Below are 12,488 nucleotides of genomic sequence, written 5' to 3'. Positions count from 1 at the left end.
CCGATTTTAAATTCCGCAAACTTGCTCAAGTTTCCGCAACAGTTGATTTTCCGGAATAGTTCAGATCAGACAGTTTACAGATTCTGGATTTTATGGATCTGAGTGAATTCCGCCATTTTTTACAACGTGTTTGAGTATAATTAGTTGCGTGTCTCAAACCACTAATTTAGCAAATAAAAACGAACTAGCGAATCCACGAGGATTTTCGGAAGAAGAACAAGCCAAGCAATTAATTATACGCGATGTTGTGAAAAGTGGCTTGGAATTATTGTGTTTTGTTGTTGCTTTCCCTGAGATAGTGCGATTGAGTGAGTTCCGCCGTTCCCAAAATCCGCGAACTTCGTGATTCCGTTCGAGTGGGAAATTCCGTGTGAGTGAGCAATTGAGCAACACGATTTTATTCAGAGTGGATTTGATCAATTCAAGATTCCGCAAACTTTTCTGATTTTGTAATTCTGTTTTTCATTTATCGGACTGGTTTAGAAATCGAAAAAAATTCCGCAACCGTAAAAAGGAAAACTTTTTTGAATTCCGATTGTCTAGTTCTGAGTGAATTCCGCCATTTTTTACAACGCTCTTGAGTATGATTAGTTGCGCGTCTCAAGCAGTAAATTTAGCAAATAAAAACGAACTAGCGAATCCGCGAGGGTTTTCGGAAGAAGTACAGACCTAGCAATTAATTATACGCGATGTTGTGAAAAGTGGCCTGGAATTATTGTGTTTTGTTGTTGTTTTCCCTGAGATAGTGCGATTGAGTGAGTTCCGCCGTTCCCAAAATCCGCGAACTACTTGATTCCTCTCGAGTGGGAAATTCCGTGTGAGTGAGTAATTCCGCAACACGATTTTATTCAGAGTGGATTTGATTAAGTCAAGATTCCGTAAAATTGTCTGTTTACGAACCAGATTAAAAATCCGCGTTGCATTATATCGGACTGGATTAGAAATCCGAAATAAAAATTCCGCGACCGTGAAAGGAATAGTTTTTTGAATCCCGATTGTCTAGTTCTGAGTGAATTCCGCCATTTTTTACAACGCTCTTGAGTATGATTAGTTGCGCGTCTCGAGCAGTAAATTTAGCAAATAAAAACGAACTTGGGCATCCACGAGGATTTTCGGAAGAAGAACAGGCCAAGCAATTAATTATACGCGATGTTGTGAAATGTAGTTTCGTGAATTTCAGACTTTAGATAAAATACTCATTTAGGTTGTGCGCTCGAGTAAGCAAATCCGCGAACTGCTTAAGTTCCGCATCGTGCATAATTCTGCATCTGGCTAAATTCCGCATCTTGAATAATTCCGCAAACTGCAAAGGTTCCGTTATTTATTCCGCAAACTTGCTTTAGAAAATCCATCATTAATCGACTGTTTTTTGAAATAGAGTCCGATTTTAAATTCCGCAAACTTGCTCAAGTTTCCGCAACAGTTGGTTTTCTGGAATAGTTCAGATCAGACAGTTTTCAGAGTCTGGATTTTTTGGGTCTGAGTAAATTCTGCTATATTTTACAACGCTCTTGAGTATGATTAGTTGCGCGTCTCGAGCAGTAAATTTAGCAAATAAAAACGAACTTGGGCATCCACGAGGATTTTCGGAAGAAGAACAAGCCAAGCAATTAATTATACGCGATGTTGTGAAAAGTGGCCTGGAATTATTGTGTTTTGTTGTTGCTTTCCCTGAGATAGTGCGATTGAGTGAGTTTCGCCGTTGCCAAAATCCGCGAACTTCGTGATTCCGCTCGAGTGGGAAATTCCGTGTGAGTGAGTATTTTCGCAACACGATTTTATGAGAGTGGATTTGATCAAGTCAAGATTCCGCAAACCTGTCTGTTAGCGAACCAGACTAAAAATCGGCGTATCATTATATCGGACTGGATTAGAAATCCGAAATAAAAAATCCGCGACCGCAAAAAGAAAAGCTTTTTTGAGTTTCGATTGTCTAGTTATGAGTAAATTCCGCCATTTTTTACAACGTGCTTGAGTATGATTAGTTGCGTGTCTCAAGCAGTAAATTTAGCAAATAAAAACGAACTTGGGCATCCACGAGGATTTTCGGAAGAAGAACAGGCCAAGCAATTAATTATACGCGATGTTGTGAAAAGTGGCCTGGAATTATGGTGTTTTGTTGTTGCTTTCCCTGAGATAGTGCGATTGAGTGAGTTCCGCCGTTCCCAAAAGCCGCGAACTTTGTGATTCCGCCCGAGTGTAAAATTCCGTGTGAGTGAGTAATTCCGCAAGACGATTTTATTCAATGTAGATTTGATTAATTCAAGATTCCGCAAACTTTTCTGATTTTGTAATTCCGTTTTTCATTTATGGGACCGGTTAGAAATCGAAAAAAATTCCGCGACCGTAAAAAGAAAAGCTTTTTTGAATTCCGATTGTCTAGTTCTGAGTGAATTCCGCCATTTTTTACAACGCTCTTGAGTATGATTAGTTGCGTGTCTCAAGCGCTAATTTAGCAAATAAAAACGAACTAGCGAATCCGCGAGGGTTTTCGGAAGAAGTACAGACCTAGCAATTAATTATACGCGATGTTGTGAAAAGTGGCCTGGAATTATTGTGTTTTGTTGTTGCTTTCCCTGAGATAGTGCGATTGAGTGAGTTCCGCCGTTCCCAAAATCCGCGAACTTTGTGATTCCGCTCGAGTGGGAAATTCCGTGTGAGTGAGTATTTTCGCAACATGATTTTATTCAGAGTGGACTTGATTGATTCAAGATTCCGCAAACTTGTCTGTTTACGAACCAAACTAAAAATCCGCGTTGCATTATATCGGACTGGATTGGAAATCGAAAAAAAATTCCGGGAACGTAAAAAGGAATGCTTTTTTGAATTCCGATTATCTAGTTCTGAGTGAATTCCGCCATTTTTTACAACGCCCTTGAGTATGATTAGTTGCGTGTCTCAAGCGCTAATTTAGCAAATAAAAACGAACTTGGGCATCCACGAGGATTTTCGGAAGAAGAACAGGTCAAGCAATTAATTATACGCGATGTTGCAAGTAGTAATCACGGCTGTTTCTAGTTTAGTTACAATTTGGATTTGAATTGCGTTCTGCTAGGAATTCGTGAGTTCAGTTTTCCGCAACCGAGCTAATTCCGTAAAACTGGTCAATTCCGCACGAGTGATTTCCATCGTCATGGTTCTTATCCGCAAACATATTTTATTCCGATTGATGGCGCAACGGTTAGTTTCACTGTTTTCGAAATTCAGTTTTTTTACGATGCATTTAATTCTGCATGAGTGAGTAATTCCGCAACTTGCTTTTTGGCTTCCGTTTCGGGATTGTCCAATTTTCGGATTTTAAAATACTTTTGGTTAATTGGCTGAATTTGAGTCTTTCTAGAAAGCCCGAGTATTACTTGCAACGCCCTTGAGTATGATTAGTTGCGAGTCTCAAGCGCTAATTTAGCAAATAAAAACGAACTTGGGCATCCGCGAGGATTTTCGGAAGGAGAACAGGCCAAGCAATTAATTATACGCGATGTTGCAAGTAGTAATCACGGCTGTTTCTAGTTTAGTTACAATTTGGATTTGAATTGCGTTCTGCTAGGAATTCGTTAGTTCAGTTTTCCGCAACCGAGCTAATTCCGTAAAACTGGTCAATTCCGCAAGAGTGATTTCCATCGTCATGGTTCTTATCCGCAAACATATTTTATTCCGATTGATGGCGCAACGGTTAGTTTCACTGTTTTCGAAATTCAGTTTTTTTACGATGCATTCAATTCCGCATGAGTGAGTAATTCCGCAACTTGCTTTTTGGCTTCCGTTTCGGGATTGTCCAATTTTCGGATTTTAAAAGATTGTTGGTTAATTGGTTGAATTTGATGCTTTCTAGAAAGCCCGAGTATTACTTGCAACGTTGATGTGTATGAGCCGTTGCGTGTCCCACACACGAACCATTAAAAGTACAAAACTCCGCTGGAAAATTCCCAAGAATTTTCCAGATTGGCACAGACCCAGCAATGGCTTATACACGGTGTTGTGCAACGTATTTTATTCATTTTCTTATTTAAGTCCGACAATATCTTTACGAATCTTTTTTCTCCATTTCTTTCCGTATTTTTTGTCCAAATACTCGAATACAGCTCTATTATATTCATAAAGACTTTCCCAAGCAACTGCTTCACAACCATACTCGACAAAATTCACATTATATTTTTTCGCAAATTTCGTGTCCGATTTATAGAAAACAGGTGCGATTCCACTTGATTCCAATATGTTTACTTTTCCATTTTTTATGTCTTCAATTGCCTTTTCTCGGTTAAGTCCGAATCTTGGTTTCATTACAAATTCAAATACATATTCTTTTGGTTTATCAACTCGAACTATTGTATCAATATTTTCATAACCCAATGCAGTTAATTCAATTGTTTCTAAACTATCTTTTTCTCGAATTTTATATTTATATTCAAATTTTCCTTTTTCGTCTGTGGCTGAATATCGGTATCTTGATTTATAACTCAAATAGACATTTTCAAGAGGTTTTCCGTTCACTTCCGATAAAACAATTCCCTTAATCACAATTTCATTCGATTTTTCATTTTGTGAAAATCCGATTATTGAATTCAAGAATAATATTGTCAGGATGAGTTTTTTCATATGTTGCACAACGGTTATGTGTATGGACCGTTGCGTGTCTCACACACGAACCAATCCAAATATAGACAAACTTTTGGGCATTCCCATAATATTCCAAAAAAAGCACAGACCCAGCAATGGTCTATACACGGTGTTAGCACACGGTTTATTCTTTCCTTCGCTGTTAATTTTTAACTGCTGTGTAAAGTCCGACATAATTTTGTTTAAAATTCCAGGTTAATTATTTCCTTTTAAATTCCGTTGCCATTTTCCGCAATGAGTTTAAATTTTTTTTTTTCAGATTGTAGGGAAGGACAAAGTTTCGGTTTCGCACTTAAAAAACCAAAAAAAATTTCGGTTCCTTTTTCGCGGTTTTTTTCCGTTAGATTTGATTTCCGCGTATGTTTTAAAATAAAATTTTGCCGAAACTTTGATCAAGCACAGGTTTTTCAAATGAAGGGATTTATTATTGGAAGGCCAAGAAATAAAATTGTTCACACGAGTGATAATGCCGCCGTTTTGATTTTTCTGTATCTATTTCAATTTCGGTGTGGTGTTTCAGTTTTTGCTCTTAAAAATCAGAAGATTTTGTTGTTTATCTGTGTTTTCTGGAGCAGACAACTGTGTGCTAACGTGATTGTGTATGGTTAGTTGCGTGGTTAAGCAACTAATTTAGCAAATAAATCACAGATAGAATATTCCGCAGGAATGTTCGTAAGTCGGCAGTGACCTAGCAATTAATTATACACGGTGTTAGCAGCCGGCTTTTATTCATTCGTTATCCATTTAATCGGTTCGGTTTTTTTAAGAATTATTGAATAAAAATCCAGAGCCTCATTCAGTTCCGCAAAGTAATTTCCATCAATATTTTCACTTTCGGACACATAATAATTCCCAAGTTCTTTTGGCAATTCTTTAGTGTGCATTATTGGAACTATGTAAGTGTCAAGAGTCCAACATTCTGTTATAAAATCTTTTTTTGGACTAAATCTTAACCAATAATGACTTGTGAATGGGAATAGATTTTGAAATTCGGGATGCATTTTTGTTCGAATTAGCATTTCTGAATATCGATTTCTCCATTCAATATTATTCCAAAACTTAGTGTCATTAAAAAATCTATTCTTGACTTTATTCCAAGCTTTTTCAATGTCTGGATTTAAGTTTTTAAAGTCAAAGTCTTGATATATTTCAAGTTCTTTAAATTCTGTTTTGAGATTAGAAATTGATTTTTGTTCTACAACCCAAAAGACAATTAGCTTTGATATTTTGTTTAAATCATTGAATATTCCACGAGCAAAACATTTTTCATAGTTTGGCTTTTCAGTCCGCTCAAAAAGTACAATTGAAAAATCTTTATCCGTTTGAGCAAATTCCGCTGAAAAGCTCCTCCCTTTTTTATCATAAAATGCATATCGGTCGGGAAGAGTTCCGTCCATTGTTTCCGCTAACTTTACAGCAGATTTTAATCCGACTAAAATTCTTTGTATTTCCTTTGAAAGATGCATTTTCTTGGTTTTTCCTAGCTTGCTGCTAACGTGTTTGAGTATGATTAGTTGCGTGTCTCAATCGCTAATTTAGCAAATAAAAACGAACTTGGGCATCCGCGAAGGTTTTCGGAAGAAGAACAGACCTAGCAATTAATTATACGCGATGTTGTTAAAAGTGGCCTAGAATTATTGTGTTTTGTTGTTGCTTTCCCTGAGATAGTGCGATTGAATGAGTTCCGCCGTTCCCAAAATCCGCGAACTTTGTGATTCCGCCCGAGTGTAAAATTCCGTGTGATTGAGTAATTCCGCAACACGATTTTATTCAGAGTGGATTTGATTAAGTCAAGATTCCGTAAAATTGTCTGTTTACGAACCAGATTAAAAATCCGCGTTGCATTATATCGGACTGGTTTAGAAATCCGAAATGAAAATTCCGCGACCGTGAAAGGAATAGTTTTTTGAATTCCGATTGTCTAGTTCTGAGTGAATTCCGCCATTTTTTACAACGTTTTATGTGTATGAGCCGTTGCGTGTCTCACACACGAACCATTAAAAGTACAAAACTCCGCTGGAAAATTCCCAAGAATTTTCCAGATAAGCACAGACCCAGCAATGGCTTATACACGGTGTTGCCACACGTTTTTTCCTTTCCACGCTTTGTTTCGCACGTCCGAAAAATTACGACGTTTTGTTTTTTAAAAATCCAAATTAGTAAATTTTAGTTGAATTTCTTTATGCTTTTCCATATTTCAGATTAAAATTAGTCGATAAACACAGTTTTTCGAACTTGCACTTAAAAATCAAAATAAAAATTTAAGTCCATTCCGACGATTTTTTCGGTCTGTGTAGATTTCGGCGTAATGATTTTCACGTTTTAAATTCAAATCCTCTCGGTACACTTCTATGCAAAACTTTATTAAGACATTTAGCGTGAGCATAAACTGCCTGGACTTCGTCAGTATTCTTATCGCATTGTATGGTTATTTCAATTGAATTATGAAATGTCGAATCCTTTCCGCAGAAGCAACATAAAACTCGTAATTCTTCGCTCATTATTTTAGTTTATCTTAATTCTTGGGTATTAGCATTTCCAAATTTTATCATTTAGCGAAATTTTTCTCAAATGTGTGGCAACTGGTTATATGTCAACAAATATATGTGTTTAATTGTAATTTCCACGGGATAAACCAATGTTTGACTAGTATTATAAAACACCTGAACTATCGTTTACCGTATTGTATATCACATCGCCTTTAAAATAAGTGCCAAGAAAAAAGGAATGTCTTCGCTAGAGTTAAGTAGCAAGTTTGAACTTCGTCAAAAAACGTGTTGAACATTCAAACAGAAAGTTCAAGAAGCTATGAAAAGCAGTCTTAAAAGCCCTTTAACAAGCGTAGTTCACGTAGATGATTTTGTAATTGGCGGTCCAGAAGAAGGTGAAAAAGGCAGAAGCAAGGGTCGGCAAAAATTAATAGTTCTTGCTATTGAAGTTTTAGAAAATGGAGTTGGTAGAGCTTATGCAGAGCTCATAGAAAATTCTTCAGCAAAATAATTGGGAGGTTTTTTGATTAAATTTGTTTCAAAAGACGCAGAAATAATAACAGATAAATGGAGAGGATATACACCTCTGAAAAAAAGTTTTTAAAACTAAAACAAATGACTTCAGAGGATGGTAAGAATTTTAAAGAATTACATATTCACATAATGAATATAAAAGGATGGCTCAGGGGAATCCATCATCATTATAGTAAAGAGCATATGCAAAATTACCTTGACGAATATCATTTTAGATACAATAGAAGGTCAAATAGGGATACAATCTTCGATGTGTTAATAAGAACGATGGTACATTATAAATAAATACCAATGAAATTAATGCTTAACAAGGGTGCTTTAAGCGCCTATACCTATAAATAAATTTAAAGCTCATGTTGGTAGTTGAAAAAAACGCTCAATGGATAATGTCTCTATGCTGCTTTCTGAAACACATAAAACATAAATCCTCCCAATACATAACTAATCACATCCCAAAGGTCACCGGTATAACGGTAGGATTGCTGTGGCAGATAATATTCAAACACTAACGAAAATAGAGCTACCAGACTCAAAATTGTAAACAAGTTGAGCCGAATCGTAGTATCCTTCTTGATAAGCCATACGCCATGCAAACACAAGGTCGCAACCATGGGAATCACTAAAAAATCATTGAGATGGTGAAGCATCCAAATCGGACTCACAACAGCATAGAATTTCAGGCTTTGTACTGTGAAAAACAACAGCAAAGAAAGTAGCACATACCCATGCAGGATTTTCAACGGAAGTTTAGCCATCATATAAATAACATGGCAATGACCCAAGCAATAAAGGCGCCAATCGCAATCACGGCCAACCAAACGGAATGCACAACGTAATATGAGCCTCGAATCAACCAAAACCGACTTGTTTTCCATCGTTCTGAAAATGTGCTATCTTTCTTTATTTGTGCCTTGGAAGCCGCCAATGCTTCGCTGGCTGAACTCGATTTCTCGGTGGCTGAGCCTGCCGAAGCCACTGGATTCTCGTTGGCTGAGCCTTCCGAAGCCGCAACATTTGTGGCTGCCGAAGCCGAATGATTTCCAAGTGGAGTGTGGTTTTTTGCTAACGCAGTAAGTTCGCCAACATCGCCTTTGATCAATGCCGTTATCTTTTTTCTAGACCAGCCCTGTACTTGCTTTTCCCTGTAATGAGCCGCTTTGATTGCTGGAAATTCTTCTGTATAAAGCAGTTTTACAGGGAGTCGCTTTTTGCTGTGGTTCGCCCCTACTCCGTTTTCATGTTGCTTTAGTCGCAACGCTAAATCATTAGTGCTTCCGGTGTAGTAAGAATTATCACTACATTCCAATATGTACATCCAACCTTTCATAACTTCCTGCTTCGTTTTTTTTGTGTTTCAATTGAGGTTTTATCCTTGATTTGCACTGACTCCACAGGGCTTCTGTTCCTGCCCCTTTTGTGATACAAATCGATTTCAATAGAAATCTCAATACTTGAAACGCCTTAGTGTCAAGCTGCAATCTTGTTCCTTGCTTCATCTAAAAAGACCATTCCCCAATTGGCCTTGAAGTTTACCTCCAGCAAAATAACATGAAAACCAATCGGTATCCTTCGGCATTATGCCATTGTCACTTCAATACAAGACCTTGCCGCTCATTGTTGAGCCTTTTAAAGATAGAAAAAGAACCAACTCCTAGCAACTAAAGTCTGAAATTTTATTTTGCCTGCCTTTCCCCTATGCATTCAAATCTAGCTTCATTTAGCGCTTGTCTTTTAACCATTTGCATTTTTGTTCATGAGATGCATCTGAAAAAATTTTAGGGCTTCATAACCTGGCAAAACCTTTCAAATGGGCTCATACAATTTCAATGGTACTGTAACCAGATCCCATTTTTTCCAAGCGTATTTGGGTGGATATGCGTTCTTTTAAGGCTTCAACATGCGAAATGATGCCAATCGATTTGTCGCCTTCATTCTGCATTTTTTCCAAAATGGTTATGGCTTGGTTCAAGGTTTCTGGATCTAAGGTGCCAAAACCTTCGTCAATAAAAATGGATTCTATCTTTACGTTTTTGGCGGCCAGATCAGACAAGGCAAAGGCCATCGCCAAACTTACCATAAAGGTTTCGCCGCCAGACAAAGTGTTGATGGATCTTCTGGCATCTCCCTGATGGCTGTCAAACACTTTTAGGGAGTCATTTTTGCTAGCCTCATCTGCGGTGGGAATATCCAGGATGTAGCGATCACTCAAATCCTTTAAGCGCATATTGGTATAGCCTATTAACTGCTCAAGCGTTAAATCCTGTACAAAATTTGAAAATCGTTTGCCATGGGCATCACCTATGAGTTGGTTCATGGTTTTCCATAGGGTTTCTTCTTTTTTCAAGCTTTTTAGTGTGTTCAGCAAATCTTCCTGCTTTTCTTTGGCTTTTTTATCGGCCTCTAATTTGGTTTTTATACTGCCTATCCTTTCGCCCAAACTACCATATTCCTCTTCAATTTTAGCGAATTTTAATTGCAGCGCATCAACGGGCTCTTTGCTGGTGGTCAATTTTTTGAAACTTCCAATCTCCTTTTGTGCGCCTTCTTTTTCGGTCTTTAAGCGCTCTTGCTTTAGGTCGAGTGTTTTCTTTCTTTGACGTATGTCTTCTGCTTTTGCTTCGGAAAGGATAAAGGTTTTCAACTGGCCCACATTTTCAATGCCTTCATTTTTGAGGAGTGCTTGCAACTGTTTTTGAAACCCCTCCCCTGCTTCGGCAAATTGCTGCGCTTTCTTCTTCAACTTGGCAATCAGTTCACTGGTGTTTTTGATGTTTTGATTGGTTGCAGTCCAATTATTGGTCAAGGTTTGCACTTTTGCATCGATGTCTTCGCCTGGGTACAGCTTTTTTCGTTCGGTTTGCTTTGTTGTTTTTAAGTCGGCACTCTTTATCCATAGCGCTGTGGTCTCTTTCAAATTCTTAAGCGAATGCCTTAATTCAAATGCTTTTTTGAGCTTGTCTGTTGTTTTGGAGTCGTTCACCAATCTGCTTTCTATCGCTTCGAGTCCCTCAATATTTTGAACCACTTCAATCTGTAGGTTTTTGCATAGCGTTTCAATGGCCGTGTATTTTGGCTGTATAAGCGCATTGATTGCAATGATATCCCGGTTTAAATCTCTAATGTTTTTCACTTCGTTGTTTAAATTGGCTTGGGTTGAGGCTTTCAAATCACGCTTGGTATTCAGTAGCTCCTTTTTAGATTTCAATGCCGCTTCTTGTAAATCGAAAATTGGCGTATTGCTGGAGAAAGGATGTTCCTGAGCACCACATAACGGACAAGCTTCTCCATCTACCAAAAGGCTTCGGTGTGCTTCTAAACTTTGATGTGCTTTGCGGTTTTCTTCTGCTTTTGTCAAGGTATCCACCTCCGTTTCCAGCAGTTTGAGCTCTGCTTCCAAAACTTTTAATTTAGATTCATGGGTTTTGAATAGGGCTTCACTTTGTCTTAAGTCGGCCTGTTTTGATGTTTTAGTTTTTAATTCTGAATGATAAGCCGTTAGCTCTAGCTTCAAGGTATTCACCAAATCTGACTTCGACTTCAAAAGCGCCTCCTTTTCGGCCAAATCAAGCTCAGTGTTAATTTTGCTTGTATTTAGAAATGCGTCGATTTTTTCTTCAATAGGATGTATCAAGGTATTGAAAACATTTGGCTCCGCATTAAAAGCGATTCGGTTTGCATCTTTATTAATGTCTACAAGCGTTTTCTTGGTTTGATCTTCATGAAGTTTTGCCTGAGTAGTGGCCAAGCTTTCTTCTTGCTTCAATTGAGTGACTGCCTTGCGCAATTGTTCTAATGCTTCGGAATAATTTTGAGCTGCAACCGGCTTGCCTAAAAGATTGGAAGCTTGAGCCAATAAAGACCTTCTATCATTCAATACCTTGGTTTCATTGGTTTGTTGACGCGCCAATTCTTCCGCAGTTTGTTTGTGTTCTTTGTCATTCCGTTCAAAATCGGAAATAAGTGCAGCATGAACCACGTATTTGGAATGCTTTTTTAAGGTTTCTTCGTCGTTTTTAAAATGTGCAATGGCGATTGTCAACTCCTTTTGAAGCAGCTCATTTTCAGCGAGAATCGTTTCGTTTTTGAGAATTCCCTTTTTAGTGTCAATCTCAACTTTTAAGACATCCAACGCTTTTTTCTGACTTATTTTAGCCTTGCTCAATGTGGCTTCTTGTTCACTAAGATCTTTCCGAATCGCCTCTGGTATCAATTCGATTTCCTTCAGCCTAATGTCTTGAACCTTGTAAACTTCCGAAGCATTTTTATACTTCTGAAAAACCGCAGCCCCAATGGCACGATAGTCCTTTGCGCCCGTAATATCCTCTAACAGCTTGTTGCGCACATCCCTTTTGGCCTGCAATAATTTGCTGAATTGCCCCTGAGACAACACCATGGCCTTCACAAACTGGTCGTAACTAAGTCCTATTAATTCGGCATTTTTTGTGGGGACTGAAGATTTGCCGCTTTCAATGAGGTTGCCGCTTGCCACATCGATGATTTCTTGCTTCCGGTCGTTGAGATTGTTGTTGCGATTGCGCTCTATGGACCAGTGCGAACGGTAGGTTTTGCCATTGACGATATACTCCACCTCGGCATAACAATCTTGTGCATTTCTGGTCATGATGCCGCCTTCGCCATCAATGACCGATTTGCTTATCGCCCCAATTCTGGGCACTTGATTGTAAAGCGCCAAGGTAATAACGTCCAACAACGTGGATTTTCCCGATCCTGTGGCGCCGGTAATGGCAAAAAGTCCGCTTTCGGCCAAGGGTCCCGATAAAAAATCGATCTCATGTTCGCCACGAAGCGAGTGGATGTTTTTGAAACTTATTTTACTGATTTTCATAA

Annotated in this window: 5 protein-coding genes and 1 pseudogene; 1 reads left to right on the top strand and 5 read right to left on the bottom strand. The window is 38.3% G+C overall.

Going from position 1 to position 12,488, the window contains the following annotated elements; genetic code table 11:
* Positions 1 to 4,002: 4,002 nt before the first annotated feature.
* Together ESY88_RS17455 and ESY88_RS17450 are read right to left on the bottom strand one after the other, a co-directional pair.
* Complete coding sequence (locus ESY88_RS17455) at positions 4,003 to 4,596, bottom strand: carboxypeptidase-like regulatory domain-containing protein (protein WP_147084481.1); 594 nt, start codon at positions 4,594 to 4,596, stop codon at positions 4,003 to 4,005.
* Between the two features lie 746 nt (positions 4,597 to 5,342).
* Positions 5,343 to 6,083, bottom strand: coding sequence for a hypothetical protein (locus tag ESY88_RS17450; protein WP_147084482.1), 741 nt, complete (start codon positions 6,081 to 6,083; stop codon positions 5,343 to 5,345).
* A 1,222-nt stretch (positions 6,084 to 7,305) separates the two neighbouring features.
* On the opposite strand from ESY88_RS17450, the pseudogene ESY88_RS21530 reads away from it, so the two are divergent.
* Positions 7,306 to 7,925 (top strand): annotated as a pseudogene (locus ESY88_RS21530) (IS1595 family transposase); the annotation flags it as partial.
* A 107-nt stretch (positions 7,926 to 8,032) separates the two neighbouring features.
* Here the strand turns inward: ESY88_RS21530 and ESY88_RS17435 are convergent.
* From ESY88_RS17435 to ESY88_RS17425, 3 genes are all read right to left on the bottom strand, one after another.
* Positions 8,033 to 8,398 (bottom strand): hypothetical protein, encoded by a 366-nt coding sequence (locus ESY88_RS17435; RefSeq protein WP_147084485.1) that lies wholly within the window; start codon positions 8,396 to 8,398, stop codon positions 8,033 to 8,035.
* Positions 8,395 to 8,967 (bottom strand): GIY-YIG nuclease family protein, encoded by a 573-nt coding sequence (locus ESY88_RS17430; protein WP_147084486.1) that lies wholly within the window; start codon positions 8,965 to 8,967, stop codon positions 8,395 to 8,397. Before ESY88_RS17430 ends, ESY88_RS17435 begins: the two co-directional genes overlap by 4 nt.
* Before the next feature lie 486 nt (positions 8,968 to 9,453).
* On the bottom strand, positions 9,454 to 12,486 hold the full coding sequence (locus tag ESY88_RS17425) for an AAA family ATPase (protein WP_147084487.1): 3,033 nt from the start codon (positions 12,484 to 12,486) through the stop codon (positions 9,454 to 9,456).
* Positions 12,487 to 12,488 lie beyond the last annotated feature (2 nt).

The sequence above is a fragment of the Subsaximicrobium wynnwilliamsii genome, from assembly GCF_007997225.1.
GTDB lineage: Bacteria > Bacteroidota > Bacteroidia > Flavobacteriales > Flavobacteriaceae > Psychroserpens > Psychroserpens wynnwilliamsii.
This window is presented reverse-complemented; position numbering and strand designations above follow the sequence as displayed.

Coding starts and splice junctions, on each gene's coding strand:
- ESY88_RS17450 (WP_147084482.1), bottom strand. CDS start 6,083: ATGCATCTTTCAAAGGAAATACAAAGAATTTTAGTCGGATTAAAATCT.
- ESY88_RS17435 (WP_147084485.1), bottom strand. CDS start 8,398: ATGATGGCTAAACTTCCGTTGAAAATCCTGCATGGGTATGTGCTACTT.
- ESY88_RS17430 (WP_147084486.1), bottom strand. CDS start 8,967: ATGAAAGGTTGGATGTACATATTGGAATGTAGTGATAATTCTTACTAC.
- ESY88_RS17455 (WP_147084481.1), bottom strand. CDS start 4,596: ATGAAAAAACTCATCCTGACAATATTATTCTTGAATTCAATAATCGGA.
- ESY88_RS17425 (WP_147084487.1), bottom strand. CDS start 12,486: ATGAAAATCAGTAAAATAAGTTTCAAAAACATCCACTCGCTTCGTGGC.